At 62.0% G+C, this 15679-nt stretch carries 14 protein-coding genes; 9 read left to right on the top strand and 5 right to left on the bottom strand.

The annotated features are described in order from the left end of the window. On the bottom strand, positions 1–870 hold an 870-nt coding region (locus Q7V20_RS20580; protein WP_304795435.1), incomplete at its 3' end, for a threonine--tRNA ligase. 299 nt (positions 871–1169) lie between these two features. Between Q7V20_RS20580 and Q7V20_RS20575 the strand changes: the two genes are divergently transcribed. The 3 genes from Q7V20_RS20575 to Q7V20_RS20565 all read left to right on the top strand — a co-directional run bounded on the left by Q7V20_RS20575 (position 1170) and on the right by Q7V20_RS20565 (position 6001). Further along, complete coding sequence (locus Q7V20_RS20575) at positions 1170–2171, top strand: hypothetical protein (RefSeq protein ID WP_304795433.1); 1002 nt, start codon at positions 1170–1172, stop codon at positions 2169–2171. A gap of 25 nt (positions 2172–2196) precedes the next feature. Continuing rightward, complete coding sequence (locus Q7V20_RS20570; RefSeq protein WP_304795431.1) at positions 2197–4305, top strand: ATP-binding protein; 2109 nt, start codon at positions 2197–2199, stop codon at positions 4303–4305. Positions 4306–4378: 73 nt separating this feature from the next. Further along, positions 4379–6001 (top strand): carboxylesterase/lipase family protein, encoded by a 1623-nt coding sequence (locus tag Q7V20_RS20565; protein ID WP_304795429.1) that lies wholly within the window; start codon positions 4379–4381, stop codon positions 5999–6001. A gap of 74 nt (positions 6002–6075) precedes the next feature. Here Q7V20_RS20565 and aceA read toward each other — a convergent pair whose 3' ends face one another. Next, on the bottom strand, positions 6076–7392 hold the full coding sequence (gene aceA, locus Q7V20_RS20560; RefSeq protein ID WP_304795427.1) for an isocitrate lyase: 1317 nt from the start codon (positions 7390–7392) through the stop codon (positions 6076–6078). Positions 7393–7596: 204 nt separating this feature from the next. Here aceA and Q7V20_RS20555 point away from each other — a divergent pair, with 204 nt between their 5' ends. Beyond that, on the top strand, positions 7597–8895 hold the full coding sequence (locus tag Q7V20_RS20555; protein WP_370652526.1) for an aspartate aminotransferase family protein: 1299 nt from the start codon (positions 7597–7599) through the stop codon (positions 8893–8895). Between the two features lie 76 nt (positions 8896–8971). Here Q7V20_RS20555 and ppa read toward each other — a convergent pair whose 3' ends face one another. Then, entirely contained in the window at positions 8972–9508 is a 537-nt protein-coding gene (ppa, locus tag Q7V20_RS20550) for an inorganic diphosphatase (protein WP_304795423.1), read from the bottom strand. A 232-nt stretch (positions 9509–9740) separates the two neighbouring features. Between ppa and Q7V20_RS20545 the strand changes: the two genes are divergently transcribed. The 3 genes from Q7V20_RS20545 to Q7V20_RS20535 all read left to right on the top strand — a co-directional run bounded on the left by Q7V20_RS20545 (position 9741) and on the right by Q7V20_RS20535 (position 12017). Further along, positions 9741–10295 (top strand): phasin family protein, encoded by a 555-nt coding sequence (locus tag Q7V20_RS20545; RefSeq protein WP_230182297.1) that lies wholly within the window; start codon positions 9741–9743, stop codon positions 10293–10295. Positions 10296–10500: 205 nt separating this feature from the next. After that, positions 10501–11238: a leucyl/phenylalanyl-tRNA--protein transferase gene (aat, locus tag Q7V20_RS20540; RefSeq protein ID WP_304795421.1), complete on the top strand. Its 738-nt coding sequence runs from the start codon at positions 10501–10503 to the stop codon at positions 11236–11238. Beyond that, entirely contained in the window at positions 11235–12017 is a 783-nt protein-coding gene (locus tag Q7V20_RS20535; protein ID WP_304795419.1) for an arginyltransferase, read from the top strand. Before aat ends, Q7V20_RS20535 begins: the two co-directional genes overlap by 4 nt. Here the strand turns inward: Q7V20_RS20535 and Q7V20_RS20530 are convergent. Next, positions 11996–12706 carry an SIMPL domain-containing protein gene (locus Q7V20_RS20530; protein ID WP_304795417.1) on the bottom strand — a complete coding sequence of 237 codons (711 nt, stop codon included), beginning with the start codon at positions 12704–12706 and terminating at the stop codon, positions 11996–11998. The two genes, Q7V20_RS20535 and Q7V20_RS20530, sit on opposite strands and share 22 nt — an antisense overlap. 245 nt (positions 12707–12951) lie before the next feature. On the opposite strand from Q7V20_RS20530, the gene ompR reads away from it, so the two are divergent. Then, positions 12952–13689, top strand: a complete 738-nt coding sequence (gene ompR, locus Q7V20_RS20525; RefSeq protein ID WP_230182293.1) for a two-component system response regulator OmpR — start codon at positions 12952–12954, stop codon at positions 13687–13689. A gap of 9 nt (positions 13690–13698) precedes the next feature. Beyond that, complete coding sequence (locus Q7V20_RS20520) at positions 13699–15027, top strand: sensor histidine kinase (RefSeq protein ID WP_304795415.1); 1329 nt, start codon at positions 13699–13701, stop codon at positions 15025–15027. Between the two features lie 6 nt (positions 15028–15033). Here the strand turns inward: Q7V20_RS20520 and ispF are convergent, their stop codons facing one another. Continuing rightward, complete coding sequence (gene ispF / locus Q7V20_RS20515) at positions 15034–15516, bottom strand: 2-C-methyl-D-erythritol 2,4-cyclodiphosphate synthase (protein ID WP_304795413.1); 483 nt, start codon at positions 15514–15516, stop codon at positions 15034–15036. Between the last annotated feature and the right edge of the window lie 163 nt (positions 15517–15679).

Genomic DNA, 15679 nt, shown 5'->3' with positions numbered 1-15679 from the left:
GTCGCGGTAGACCTGGCGCATGTACTGCTCCACGGCTTGCCACACGGTCCAGCCATTGGGGTGCCAGAAGACGACGCCGGGGGCATGGTCGTCGATGTGGAACAAATCCAGTTCGCGGCCCAGCTTGCGGTGGTCGCGCTTCTCGGCCTCTTCCAGCAGGGTCAGGTACTTTTGCAGGTCGTCCTTGGTGGCCCAGGCCGTGCCGTAGATGCGCTGCAGTTGCTCGTTGCGGTGGTCGCCGCGCCAGTAGGCGCCGGCCACCTTCATCAGCTTGAAGTGCTTGAGCTTGCCAGTGCTGGGCACGTGGGGTCCGCGGCACAGGTCGGTGAAAGCGCCTTCGCTGTACAGCGAGACATCCTGATCGGCAGGGATGCTCTCAATGATCTCGGCCTTGTAGTGCTCGCCCAGGCTCTTGAAGTAAGCCACGGCTTCATCGCGCGGCAGCACGCGGCGCTCGACTTTTTCGTCTTTCTTGGCCAGGTCGCCCATCTTCTTCTCGATGGCGATCAGGTCATCGGGCGTGAAGGGGCGCTTGTAGGCGAAGTCGTAATAGAAGCCATTCTCGATGGTAGGGCCGATGGTGACCTGAGCCTCAGGGAACAACTCCTTGACGGCGTAAGCCAGCAAGTGGGCGGTGGAGTGGCGGATCACGTCCAGGCCGGCCGAGTCTTTGTCGGTGATGATGGCCAACGATGTGTCAGCTTCCATCAGGTAGCTGGTGTCCACCACGCGGGCGTCTTCGCCCTGCCCCACGCGACCTGCCAGGGCGGCCTTGGCCAGGCCGGCGCCAATGGAGGCTGCCACTTCGGCGATGGTGACCGGGCCGGGGAATTCGCGTTTGGAGCCGTCGGGAAGCTGGATCGAAATCATGGTGAACCTGTTTGTTGAGCCATTAAAAAAGCGCGGGGTGAGCCGCGCTTTTTAGGAAGGGAGAAAAGCAATCGAAGCAGCGGCCAGCCTTTTAGACCTCGGGGGAGGTCGAAGTGGTGGTGGTCGTCGTTCGCGGTGTCATAACCGTGATTGCCTTTCTCGCCCTTGATGAATGGATGAATCGGTTAGCGTGGATTTTAACCTGTTCCACATCAAGGATCCAGGGAAAAAGCCCCGAGGCCTGGCACGGCCGTGTGCGATCATCATTTCGCACTGCCTCACAGCACAAGGAAGCGCGCGTGGCCCACAACAGCGAACCCTTTGCATTCTTTCATCACAGCCGACCTGACCGCCGTCTGCTTGGCGCCACGATCCTGGCCTGGGCGACCGCCCTGTCCACGCCCGTGAGCGCGCAAGCCACCGAGGAGCCCCCCTCGGGGCGCTCCATCGAGCAGGTCGCGGAATCAACGCGAAGCACCGTGCGGTCAACGGTCGAATGGTTGGCCAGTGGCGTGGACAGCTGGTTTGGCGACAAACCCTTCTCGGAGGGCGGCGAAGTCACTCAGGGCCAGCTGAGCCTGAGTCTGCTGAAACGGCAAGACCAATCACTGGACACCGGCGTGCGCTTCAACGCCCGCTTCCGTTTGCCCAATATGGAGAACTACAAGTACCTGTTCGTGGGTAACGACAACCAGCGCGAGGTCATCACGGACCAACCTGAGGCCTTCTCACGACAGCAGTTGTTGCTGCCCAGCGACCGCAGGGATTCTTCGTTCTTCGCCGGCTTCGGCATGAGGTTGATCGAGGCGGTCGACTTCCGATTGGGCGTGCGCAGCGGTTTGAAACCTTACGCGCAGGCTCGCTACCGCCATGATTGGCAGCTCAGCCCCACCGATCGGATTGATTTCCGCGAGACCTTGTTTTTGACCCGCGACGACCGCCTCGGCTCGACGACGGTGGGCTCCTACGAGCATGCTCTTTCATCAACGCTGGCAGCCCGCTGGCTCAACGCTGCGACCATCACTCAGGAATCGCCAAAGTTCGCCTGGTCCAGCAATCTGGGCATGCATCAATCGTTTGGTGCTCAGCGCGTCCTGTCGCTGGAAGCGCTGTTCAGCGGCGTCGCAGGTGCCGCCGTTCCGGTCACGGACTTTGGTCTGCAGACGAAATGGATTCAGCCCATTCACCAAGACTTCGTGTTGGGTGAAATCATCGTGGGCCATTTCTGGCCACGCGCCGATGCGCTCAACCGTCGCGGTCGCGCCTGGGCATTGGGTGGTGCAGTGACACTGAAGTTCTAAGCCCCCACTTTCGGAACCCTGGCCCATGGTCCGCATCGTTGATCGTCTTCGCCAGCGCAGTCAAGCCAGTTTTTTTGGCCGAGCGCATGAACTGCAAACCTTCAAGCTCAACCTGAGCAGCGAGGCCGCCTCGGTGAACGTCTTTCTGATCCATGGCGCTGGCGGCATGGGCAAGACCGCGCTGCTGGAGCAAATGGTGTCCCACGCCCGGCAAGTCGGCCTGACTTGCGTCAGGCTTGATGGCCGAGACCTGGAGCCTTCGGTCCACGGCTTGTTGCAGGGCCTGGCCACCGCCCTGGGCCTGCCCCCGTCGCAAGCCCAATTGCCCCACATCTTGCATGAATGGCGCCAGCAACCCCGACGCCTGCTGGCAATCGACACTTTTGAACACCTCGCGCACCTGTCGCAATGGCTGCGAGATCAATTGCTCGCCGAATTGCCACAGCAGAGCCTGGCCATCATTTCGGGCAGGGGCAAGCCCAGTGAACTCTGGCAGACCGACCCCACCTGGCGCCATGGCAGCCAGGTGATCCACCTGCGCAAGCTGTCGACAACAGACAGTGCGCGGGCACTGGCCGCCAAGGGGTTGGACGAGGCCCAATGCCAGGCGATCACGCGCTTGAGCCACGGTCACCCCCTGACCCTGATGCTGCTGGCAGACCTGGTCGAAGCGCAGGGCACGGTGCCCGAATCGCTGGGCACGGACGTGATCCGGCGCCTGACCGACTGTTTTGCAGCCCAGGCGCCCTCACCACTGCACCGCGAAGCATTGGAGTTCTGTGCCCACGCCCGGATCACCACCGAAGACCTGCTGGCCGCCACCGTGGACCAGGCCGCAGCCCCAGCACTGTTCGACTGGCTGGCCTCGCTGAACTTCATGGAGCTGGCGCCCGAAGGCCTGTTCCCTCACGACCTGGTGCGCGATGCCATCAGCGCGGAGTTGCGCTGGCGAGCCCCTCAACGCGTGGCTGAAGGCGCCAACAAGCTGCTTCGGTACTACCTCTCGCAGACTCAAAGCACCACCAACCCATCCCTGCGCAGCCTGGCGGCCCTGGACATCTTCTTCTTGACACGGGGGCATCCCGTGATGAAGCGCTTTGTGGACTTCGCCACTTTGGGCTCGGTAAGCAGTGAACGCGCCACCTTGCAAGACATGGCGCCCATCGCCGATCTGGTGCGCAAGGAACTGGGCCCCTCGCATGAAGCGCTGGTGCAGCAATGGCAAGACCACGAGGCTGCCACCTGGTGGATCGTCCGCGCCCCCGAAGGCTCGATCATGGCCGCGATGCTGATCCTGGAGCTCAGCGGCATTCCGCCGCAAGACCAGGCTGACGATCCCGCCTTGCAGCAACTGCAGCCATGGATCGCTCGACAAGCCCCCCTCAGATCGGGTGACAGGGTGCTGCACGCGCGAATGGCCGTCGTGCGCAGCACGCTGGCCAACCCCGGCATCTGCATCAATGCCTTGCAGATCAGAAACTTCCTGATGTGGATGACCGAACCGGCCGTGGCCCTGTTCGCCATCACCAACGTGGATCCCGACCATTGGCGCCCCATGATGAGCCACCTCGACTTCCAGCTGATTCATGGGCCAGGCTTCGAGATGGATGGACAGCGCCACGGCACCTTTGCACACGACTGGCGCGCCGTGCCCCAGGCCGAGTGGCTGGACCGCATGGGCTCCGGCACTTCATCGTCGGGCAAGACAGAAGGTGATGCCGCCAGAACAGCACCCAGCCACCAGACGCTGCCTGAGCAAGCCTTCAAGGCCGCCGTGCATGACGCCCTTCGGCAATGGCAAGACCCGAGCCTGCTAGGCCGCAATCCGCTGCTGTCCAGCCGACTCGTTCAATCCGGCCGACGGCCCCCTGAAGACGCCAAAGACACCTTGCGCCGACTGATCCGGAGCACGGCCGACACTTTGTCGGAGCACCCCAGGCAGATGCGCTTCATGCGAACCATCGAGTTGACTTACTGGCGCCCGGCCGGATCTCAGGAACTGGCGGCCGAGCGCCTGGGCCTGCCCTTTGGCACCTACCGTTACCAACTCAGGATGGCGATCGACAGGCTGGGTAGCGCACTTTGGCTCAGGGAAAACGACGACGCATCGCCCGCCTCAACCACACCGGATTGAACAGCGTTTCGACTGTCAATTCGACAGCCCCCTTGGGCATCCTCGCTGTGTTCATCAACAGGAGGAGACCTCAATGTTCATCTTCAAAAGACGCTGCCACCAGCCACACCTGATCCTGGCCTGGTCACTGGCCACGCTGACCAGCGCTGCGGTTCACGCAGCCCCACAAGCCAGCACCATCAGCGGCATCGTTCAAGGCCACACCGCCGAAGGCGTGAGCCAGTTTCTGGGCATTCCCTACGCCGCCCCACCCACCGGCCCTTTGCGCTGGAAGGCGCCGCTAGCACCCGCAGCATGGCAGGGTGTGCGCCAAGCTACCGCCGTGGGGCCAGCCTGCCCGCAACTGCCGGGCGACTACTCTCGCACGGCCACCCAGGCCCGCAGTGAAGACTGCCTGAACCTGAATGTCTACGCGCCCGAAGCGCCTCGTGCCACGCCACGGCCCGTGCTGGTGTGGCTCCACCCTGGCTCGCTGACCATGGGTTCGGGCAGCGACTACGACAGCAAGGCGCTGGCTCGCCAGGCCGATGCCATCGTCGTGACCATCAACTATCGCCTGGGCGCCTTGGGCTTTTTGAGCACCACGGAGTTGCAACAGGAGGCCCCGGCGGGCAACTACGCCTTGCAAGATCAGCAGCAGGCACTGCGCTGGGTGCAGTCCAACATCGCGGCGTTTGGCGGTGACGCCCATCGCGTGACATTGGCTGGCAACTCGGCCGGCGCTGCCAGCAGTTGCGCTCATTTGCTGTCACCGCCGTCTGCTGGATTGTTCCACCGGGTCATCATGCAAAGCGGCCCCTGCATCCGCTTGGGCAACAAGACCCTGGAGCAGGCCCGCACGCAAGGTGACGAATTTGCTGCCAAAGTGAACTGCCCGAGTGGTGTTGGCCAACTGGCCTGCCTGCGCTCACGCAGTGCATCAGATCTGGTGGCCGCTGCAGGCGATGGCCTGGACGCGCTGCAAAGCGCCAACCCCTGGTCACCGGTGATTGATGGCGTGATCATTCCCCGGAACATGACGGACATGGCCCGCGATGGAGACATCCACAAAGTACCTGTTCTCATGGGCACCACCTCCCAGGAAGGCCGGTTCTTCGTGGCCTACGCCTTCCATGAAAAGCGTGGTCGGACCATGACGGCCGATGACTACAAATCCGCCGCTGAGGTGATGACCGGCAGTGCGTTTTCAGGCAGCACCTCACGCGCCCTGTACACCGCCGCCAGCTACGGCAGCCACGACCTGGCCATGTCCGCCTTGATGACCGACGCGGGCTTTTCATGCCCCATGCTGACGGATGCCAAGCGCCTGTCCCGGCACACCCCGGTGCATGTCTACGAGTTCACCGACACCCGCGCACCAGCGCCGCCAGATGCCTTTGCTTTCGACTGGCAGGCATTCCACACCAGCGAATTGGCCTACCTGTTTGGCGCCCCGGTGTTTGCCACCAACTTGAGCGGCACACCTACCGTGGAACAGCAGGCCTTGGCAGGCAACATCATCAAGTACTGGGCAGCGTTCATCGCGAACGGCGACCCCAATCAAAGTGGCCTGCCCAAGTGGAACAAGTTCAATGAACTGGGCATGTCCATCATGAACCTGGCCCCCGGTCAGGTGGGCCAGCAGGGATGGGGTGCGTTCACCATGGCCCACCGTTGCCTGACCTGGTCGCTGCTGTTTTCGCTGAGCGGCCAATGAAAAAAGCGGCACCCGAGGGTGCCGCTTTTCATGCCTGACTGAGTCATGACAACGGGCCTGGCGGCCCGCGCCGATCAGTGGAACTGTTCTTCTTCGGTCGAGCCGGTCAGGGCCTTCACGGAAGACGAACCACCTTGGATCACGGTGGTCACGTCGTCGAAGTAGCCAGCGCCCACTTCTTGCTGGTGCGACACGAAGGTGTAGCCCTTTTCGCGAGCAGCGAATTCTGGCTCTTGAACCATTTCGGTGTAGTGCTTCATGCCTTCGCCGTTGGCGTAGGAGTGAGCGAACTGGAACGTGTTGTACCAGTTGATGTGAATACCAGCCAGCGTGATGAACTGGTACTTGTAGCCCAGGGCCGACAGGTCCTCTTGGAACGAAGCGATTTGCTTGTCGTTGAGGTTCTTCTTCCAGTTGAACGAAGGCGAGCAGTTGTACGACAGCAGCTTGCCAGGGCAGGCAGCGTGCACAGCTTGCGCGAATTCACGGGCGAAGCCGATGTCAGGCACGCCGGTTTCGCACCACACCAGGTCAGCGTAGGGAGCGTAAGCCACGCCACGGCTGATGGCTTGTTCCAGACCGTTCTTGACGCGGTAGAAGCCTTCTTGAGTGCGTTCGCCAGTGACGAACGGCTTGTCGTTGTCGTCGCAGTCGCTGGTCAGCAGGTTGGCTGCTTCAGCATCGGTGCGAGCCAGAACGATGGTGGACACGCCCATCACGTCAGCAGCGAAACGAGCAGCGATCAGCTTCTCAACGGCTTCACGCGTGGGAACCAGCACCTTGCCGCCCATGTGGCCGCACTTCTTCACGGCAGCCAATTGGTCTTCGAAGTGAACACCAGCAGCGCCCGAAGCGATCATGTTCTTCATCAGTTCGAAAGCGTTCAGAACGCCACCGAAACCGGCTTCAGCGTCAGCGACGATCGGCAGGAAGTAGTCAACAAAACCCTTGTCGCCTGGGTTGATGCCACGGCCCCATTGGATTTCGTCAGCGCGCTTGAACGTGTTGTTGATGCGGCGAACCATGGTGGGCACCGAGTCGTACGCGTACAGCGATTGGTCGGGGTACATGGTTTCCGACGTGTTGCCGTCGGCGGCAACTTGCCAGCCCGACAGGTACACGGCCTCCAGGCCAGCCTTGGCTTGTTGCATGGCTTGGCCGGCGGTGATGGCGCCGAAAGCGTTGACGTAGCCCTTCTTGGCGCCGCCGTTGACCTTGTCCCACAGCTTTTCAGCGCCGTTCTTGGCCAGCGTGTACTCAGGCTGCAGGCTGCCGCGCAGACGCACGACGTCAGCGGCGGAGTAACCGCGCGTGACAAGCTTCCAACGGGGGTTTTCGGCCCAGTCTTTTTCCAGGGCGGCGATCTGTTGTTCGCGGGTGAGTTTCGTCATGACATCTCCGGGGGAGGTTGGTGGGTACGAGGAAAACCCGCGATTCTACAGAGTTCAGCGGAAATTTCAAAGACTTATGTCTTATATAAGACTCAATTTTTTAGACCCTGCGCCATCTTGTCAATTTTTGAGCGTAAAAATGCCCGCACGAACCCAATGCTGTAGGGTGCCTGAAAACACATGGAGCACAACGTGAACCCAAACATGGACGCCTTCTGGATGCCATTCACGGCAAACCGGGAATTCAAACAGTCACCGCGCATGTTGGCCAAGGCCAAGGGCATGCACTACTGGACCCCGGAGGGGCGCGAGATCCTGGATGGCACCTCAGGCCTGTGGTGCGTCAATGCCGGCCATGCCCGGCCCCGCATCGTCGAGGCCATTGCCCACCAAGCGGCGGAAATGGACTACGCCCCCCCCTTCCAGATGGGCCATCCTCTGGCGTTTTCATTGGCAGAACGGCTGGTCAAACTGACGCCCGAAGGCCTCAACAAGGTGTTCTTCACCAATTCGGGCTCGGAAGCCGTGGACACGGCCCTGAAGATCGCCATCGCCTACCACCGCCTGCGCGGCGAAGGCCACCGCACGCGACTGATCGGCCGGGAGCGGGGCTATCACGGTGTCAACTTTGCCGGCACCGCCGTGGGCGGCCTGGGGCCCAACCGCAAACTGTTCGGCAACCTGGTCACCGGCGTTGATCACCTGCGCCACACCCATGACCTGGCCCGCAACGCCTTCACCAAAGGCCAACCTGAGCACGGCTTTGAGCTGGCCGACGACCTGGAACGCCTGGTGACCCTGCACGACGCGTCCACCATCGCTGCCGTCATCGTGGAGCCCATGGCCGGATCGACCGGCGTGCTGCTGCCTCCCAAAGGCTACCTGCAGCGCCTGCGCGACATCTGCGACAAGCACGGCATCCTGCTGATTTTTGACGAGGTGATTTCGGGCTTTGGGCGGCTGGGCTCACCCTTCGCGGCGCAGCACTATGGCGTGACTCCTGACTTGTTGACCGCTGCCAAGGGCATCACCAATGGCGTGATCCCGATGGGCGCGGTGTTCGCCAAGCAAGGCATCCACGACACCTTCATGCAGGGCCCGCCCGCCGCGATCGAGTTGCCACATGGCTACACCTACTCAGCCCACCCCATGGCCTGCGCCGCCGCCCACGGCACGCTGGACACCTATGAAGAAGAAGGCCTGCTGACGCGCGGCGCGCAATTGGAGGGCAAGTTTGAAGCGGCCTTTCACGCTCTCAAAGGCCTGCCCCACGTGGTGGACATCCGCAACACGGGGGCGGTTGTCGCGGTTGAGTTCGCCCCCAGGGCCGGTGCCGCGCCCGGGCGCCGGGCGTTTGAAGCCTTTCTGGGTTGCTGGGAAGAAGGCGTGCTGGTGCGCGCGGCGGGCGACAACATCGCCATCTCGCCACCGCTGATCATCAACGATGGCCAGATTGACCAGATTGCCTCGACCTTGGCCAAGGTGATCAAGCGCCTGGATTAAACAGACATCGCCCAGAAAAAAACCGCCAAGCCTGCAAAGGCTTTGGCGGTTTTTTCATGCAGGCTTGATTGAAAAATCAGGCGTGCTTCTTGGTGTAGTTGGCGATGCCCTGGGTGACTTCCGCCTTCGCATCGTCAATGCCAGCCCAGCCAATGACCTTCACCCACTTGCCGGGCTCCAGGTCCTTGTAGTGCTCGAAGAAATGCTGGATCTGCTTGAGCAATTGCTCGGGCAGGTCGTCTGTCGACTTGATCTTGGAATACATGGGCAAGATCTTTTCGGTGGGAACGGCCACGAGCTTGGAGTCGCCACCAGCTTCGTCATCCATCTTCAGGATGCCGAGGGGACGGCAAGCCACGACCACGCCCGGAGGCAGCGGGAAAGGCGTCACAACCAGCACGTCAACCGGATCGCCGTCATCGGCGAGGGTTTGGGGCACATAGCCGTAATTGCACGGGTAGTGCATCGCGGTGCCCATGAATCGGTCGACAAAAACCGCACCAGTTTCGTGGTCGACTTCGTACTTGACGGGGTCGGAATTGGCCGAGATTTCGATGATGACGTTGAACGCATCGGGTGCCTTGGCACCGGGAGGGACTAGCAGCAGGCTCATGATTAATCGATCAGGAGTGTGAGGATTCGAGGACGCCAAGTGTAGGCCAAGCCGCGCGCCACCCTGCCAGAAGCTCAAAAAACCGAGCTTTTACCCATCTTTTGCTGCACCGCACAAAAAACCACTTGCAATGTGTTTGCAGATCCATATACTTGGAGGCATGTTGCAGCGCAACAAAGCATTTTGGCACCTGGCGCAGCGACTTAACCCATCAATCTTACGGAGATATGACATGCTGACCGCTGAACAACTCATGGCCAACCACAAAGCCAACATTGCCACGCTGCTGGATCTGGGCCAAAAGGCTTTTGAAGGCGTGGAAAAGTTGGTCGAGCTGAACCTGCAAGTGGCCAAGGCCACGCTGGATGAAGTGTCTGAGCACACCAAGGCTGTCCTGTCGGTGAAAGACGCCCAAGAGCTGCTGGCCCTGAACACCAGCCTGCTGCAACCGTCTGCCGAAAAGGCCGCCGCTTACAGCCGTCACCTGTATGACATCGCCTCCAGCACCAGCGCTGAAGTGAGCAAGGTTGCCGAAGGCCAAATGTCCGAAGCCCAGAAAAAGTTCATGTCCGTGGTGGACAACGCTGTGAAGAACGCACCCGCCGGCACTGAAAACGCCGTGGTGTTGGTGAAGTCGGCCGTGGCCGCCGCCAACAACGCATTTGATTCGGTGCACAAGGCTGCCAAGCAAGCCGCCGACGTGGCCGAAGCCAACTTCCAAGCCATCTCCAACACGGCCGTCAAGGCCACCCAAGCTGCCACGGCCAAGCCCCGCAAGGCTGCCTGATCAGTCGCAAGGTGCAGCCCGAAAGCCAATGCCTTGACTTTGGCTTTCGGCACCCGATTTGAGAGAGGCCGTTGCACCACAACGGCGCTCACTGAAAGGTTGTCTCCTCGGTACCTCCTGAAATTCGTTCAAGGTACCCTTAAGCCCGGTGGTTCGCCATCGGGCTTTTTTTCGCCTGTTGATGGATTGCGTATGCTCGGGGACCATGATCACTTGGCTTAACGCGCTCGACCCGTTTCCCCATACCGTCCACGCCTGGAGCGCCGACACCGACGCGCCGGGCCTCTTGGCCGCCGGTGGCGATTTGAGCGTGGCTCGACTGACCGATGCCTACCGCCACGGCATCTTTCCCTGGTTCAGCGAAGGTCAACCCATCCTCTGGTGGACACCCGACCCGCGCATGGTGCTGCCGGTGGGCGAGTTCAAACTGACCCGGTCCTTGCGCAAAACCATTGCCAAGTTTCTGCGCACACCGGGTTGCGAAATCCGCATCGACAGTGCTTTTGACCAGGTCATCGAAGCTTGCGCCAATGCGCCACGCCACGGCCAGAACGGAACGTGGATCGTGCCCGACATGCAGGCCGCCTACAAGCGCTGGCATGCCGCCGGGCAGGTGCATTCTTTCGAAACCTGGGTGGATGGCCAACTGGTGGGCGGTCTGTACGGTATCGGCCTGGGGCAGATGTTCTACGGCGAATCCATGTTCACCCGGCAGCCCGACGCCTCCAAGATCGCGCTGGCCGCGCTGGTTTGCTTTTGCCGTGCCCACGGCATCACTGCCATCGATTGCCAGCAACGCACCAGCCACCTGGCGTCACTGGGCGGACGCACCTGGCCCCGCGCTGAATTTGAAGCCCATCTGAGGGGGGTCGTCGACCTCAAGGGGCCTCCAGTTTGGGCCTATGATGATTCATTCTGGTCCCACCTGGATTTGGCAGCGTGACGCACCTCAAAGACCTCCCCCTGGCCTCCTTGCAGTTTTATGCCACGGCGCCCTACCCCTGCAGCTACCTGGATGGCAAGGTGGCACGGTCGCAGGTCGCCACGCCCAGCCACCTGATCAACGCCGACGTGTATTCAGGCTTGGTGGCAAGCGGTTTTCGGCGCAGCGGCATGTTCACCTACCGCCCTTATTGCGATGGCTGCCAGGCCTGTGTGCCTTTGCGGATCCCGGTGGAGCGCTTTGTGGCCAGCCGCAGCCAGTTGCGGGCCTGGAAGTCGCATCAAGGCCTGGAGGCGCGCGTGCTGCGCCTGTGCTTCACACCCGAGCATTACCAGCTCTACCTGCGTTACCAGGCCGGCCGCCACAAAGGAGGTGGCATGGACCACGACTCGGTCGACCAGTACACCCAGTTCCTGCTGCAAAGCCGGGTCAATTCTCGGTTGGTGGAGTTTCGCGAACCGCCCAAAGAAGGCCAGGCGCAGGGCGCACTCAAGATGGTGTCGATCCTGGACATCCTCAACGATGGCCTGTCAGCGGTCTACACCTTCTACGAGCCCGAAGCCAACACCAGCTACGGCACCTACAGCGTGCTGTGGCAGATCGACCAGGCGCAGCAGTTGAACCTGCCGCACGTCTACCTGGGCTACTGGATCGAGCAGAGCCGCAAGATGGCCTACAAGACGCACTTTCGGCCACACCAGACGCTCAAGGGTGGCCAGTGGCGCGATGAACCCGCGCCCGAGGCCACGCCCGCCCATCACTTGCTCAAGACGACCTGACCCGACACGGTCACAGTGAGCACGCCCTTGCCCGGCTCGACCGGCAAGGCAGCTTCGGCCACATCGGCCCCTTTGGCGCGCATGGACATCATCATCGGGCGGCCTTGAAAGCCAGGCTCGCCAGTCTGGACATTGACCTCACCCAGCGAATAACCCGTGAAGCCAAAGTTCTTGGCCAACTCGCTTGCCCGGCTGCGGAAACGGTTGATGGCATCGGCGGTGAGGGCCGACTCGTGCTGTTCGCGCAAGGCCCGCGACAGGCCGTAGCTCACGTTCACCACATTGAGTTGATTCAGCTTGCCGGCGGTTTGCGAGATGCGCGTGGTGTCGGTGCCTTCCAGCACCAGTTGCGCCGTGCCCTGCCAGCCATTGATGCGGCCGTTGTTGCCGTAGCGTGGGTTGATCGCGAAGTAACCGGTTCGCACCTCCATGGCACCGGCCTGGGCGGAGCGCTTGGCTTCGGTCAAGGCCGCGTCCAAAGCTTGCTTGAGCCCGCTTTGCACCTCGGCAGCCTGAGCGCCCTCACGGTTGGCCTGCAAGGTGACGGCCAGCAGATCCTGCGTGACCTCCTGGGTGGCCGTGGTCTGGAAACTGACCACGTTGGCACGCAAGGGTTCTGCGTGCGCCAGGGAAACACAGGCGGCCAATGCCACCGAACTCAACAACATGGGGACCGAATAACGAGACATGAGGGCTCCTAGCAACATGGTTTTTTTGAATCAGACAACGGACCAGGGTCCGCGGCAAGGGGTCATGCAATCTAACGCGGCAGGGCCCGCCTGCGCTGACCCAGGGCTTTCAAGAACCTGTCAAGACCCCACTTGACGCCCTAGCCCCAAGAGCGCAAGATTTGTAACAAGGGGTCAGAGCACCGGTTTTTGCCCATGCAAAGTGCGCACAATCCCGGCTTGTTACAAATTCCGAGGAGAGACGGATGACCACCACAGCGAACACCCAGCGCCCAGATCGAATTCTGGTGGTGGACGACGACGCCCGCATCCGCGACCTGCTGCGCCGCTACCTGAGCCAGGAGGGTTTCGAAGTCCTGCTGGCCGAAGACGCCAAGGCGCTCAATCGCCTGCTGACCCGCGAAACTGTCGACCTGATCGTGCTGGACCTGATGCTGCCTGGCGAAGATGGCCTGTCCATCTGCCGCCGCCTGCGCGCTGCCAACGACAGCACCCCCATCATCATGCTGACCGCCAAGGTCGAGGACGTGGACCGCATCGTGGGCCTGGAAGTGGGCGCTGACGACTACATGCCCAAGCCGTTCAACCCGCGCGAATTGCTGGCCCGCATCCATGCCGTGCTGCGCCGCCGCCCTGCCCCCGAGGCGCCCGGCGCCCCGGCCAAGGAAGCGCAAACGGTGCAGTTCGGCCCTTTCGAGTTCGATCTGGCCTTGCGCCGCTTGAGCAAGGAAGGCGAGCCCCTGGCCCTGACCACCGGCGAGTTCTCGATGCTCAAGGCGCTGGTGCGCCATCCCCGTCAACCCCTGTCGCGCGACAAGCTGGCGCAGCTGGCCCGTGGCCGCGAATTCGAGCCCTTCGACCGCAGCCTGGACGTGCAGATCTCGCGCCTGCGCAAGATGATCGAGCCCGATCCCTCACAGCCCCGCTACATCCAGACGGTCTGGGGCGTGGGTTATGTGTTCGTGCCGGACGGTGGGGCTTGATGGTGGCGCATGCGTAGAAATCGTTTCGCCCTCAGTCTGTTCTGGCGGACGTTCATCCTCCTGGCCCTGCTGCTGACCTTGGGCATCGTGGCCTGGGTTCAAACCTTCAAGGCCCTGGAGTTCGAGCCGCGCACGGTGCAAGCCGCACAGCAAGTGGCCAGTCTGGTCAACCTGTCTCGCGCAGCCTTGCGCTACGCCGACAGCATCAACCGGGTCACGCTGATCAAGACCATGTCCGAGCAGGAGTCGATCATGCTCAAGGCGCGGGAACCATCGGATCAGTTCGAGCCATTTGAGGTCAACCGCTTCACCAATGCGATCGGCAAGGAGTTGCGCTCACGACTGGGGCCCACCACGGTGGTGGCCAGCAGCGTGAACCGCGTGCCTGGCCTGTGGGTGGGCTTCCAGATCGAGCGGGACAACTACTGGTTGCAAGCCGACACCTCTCGCATCGAGCCGATGACGGGGCGCACCTGGTTCATCTGGGTGGGCATTGCCTTCATCGCCACGATTTTGGGCTCGGCCACGATTGCCCGGCTGATCAACCAGCCACTGAAAGAACTGTCGTTCGCCGCCAGCCGCATCCGCGAGGGTGAATACGATTCGGTGCTCGATGAATCCATGATCACGCGCGAGATCCGCGAGGTGAACCAGGGCTTCAACCGCATGGCGCGTGAACTGGCCAAGGTGGACGAAGACCGCGCGGTGATGCTGGCCGGCATTTCGCACGACCTGCGCACACCGCTGGCCCGCATCCGCCTGGAAGCCGAGATGAGCGTGGTCGATGAAGAGGCCAAGCGCAACATCGCGGCCGACATCGACCAGCTGGACGCCATCATCGACAAGTTCATGGACTACGCACGCCCCGGCGATGTCACGCTGGTGCCGGTGCATGTGTCGTCGGTGGTGGACAAGGCGATCAGTCAGTTCCGCGACACCAAACGTATCCGCATCGGTGCCAAGCTGCCCATCGACACCAAGGTGATGGCGGACGAGACCGAGCTGGGCCGCGTGCTGACCAACCTGTTCGAGAATGCTCGCCGCTATGGGCGCAACACCTACACGGGCGTGGCCAATGTGGAGGTCAGCTACACGCGTTCAGGCTCGTGGGTGCTGTTGACCGTGCGTGACCACGGGCCGGGCGTGGCCGCAGAAAAGCTGGCGCAGTTGACGACGCCATTTTTCCGGGGCGATGCCGCGCGCACGGCGGCCACAGGGGCTGGCTTGGGCCTGGCCATTGTGGAAAAGGCGCTTCAGCGCATGGGCGGCCAACTGGACCTGGGCAATGCGCCCGGCGGTGGTCTGGTGGCCCACATCAGGCTGAAGCGGGCGCCTTGATGTGACTCAAGCCTTCTTCAGCAGAAGGCAGACGGCCCGGGCCTCGATGGCCCGGCCTTCGCCCACCGGGCCCATTTTTTCAGCGGTTTTGGCTTTGACGTTGACCGCATCAACACTCACACCCAGTGCTGCCGCGATCCGCTCGCGCATGGCCGGGATGTGCGGCGCCATCTTGGGCGCCTGGGCCACGATGGTGCTGTCCACATTGCCCACCACCCAACCAGCCTGAGCCACCCGGCGAACGGCCTCCTCCAACAACACGATTGAATCGGCGCCCTTGAATGCGGGGTCGGTGTCGGGGAAGTGCCGGCCAATGTCGCCCAGGCCTGCGGCGCCCAACACGGCGTCGGTGATGGCGTGCAGCAGCGCATCGGCGTCCGAATGGCCCAGCAAGCCATGGGTGTGCTCGATGGTGACGCCACCCAGGATCAGGGGCCGCCCGGTCACCAGCGCGTGCGTGTCCCAACCTTCTCCAACTCGAATCGTCATCTCAGTCCTCTTGGCAAGCCCTTGGATGTCAGGCGGGCTCTATTTTGAGCCCAAGGAAGACTGAAAAATTGCACCGAATTGGTTCCATTAACGCCCCATGTTTGGGCGGCCATGACGCACAACATCGGAACATACGCACACCAGATTGGCCCGTTTTTTGCTT

The organism is Aquabacterium sp. (genome assembly GCF_030652515.1).
Lineage (GTDB): Bacteria > Pseudomonadota > Gammaproteobacteria > Burkholderiales > Burkholderiaceae_C > Aquabacterium.
Note: the sequence above shows the minus strand (reverse complement) of the source record. Positions and strands in the feature narration are given on the sequence as shown.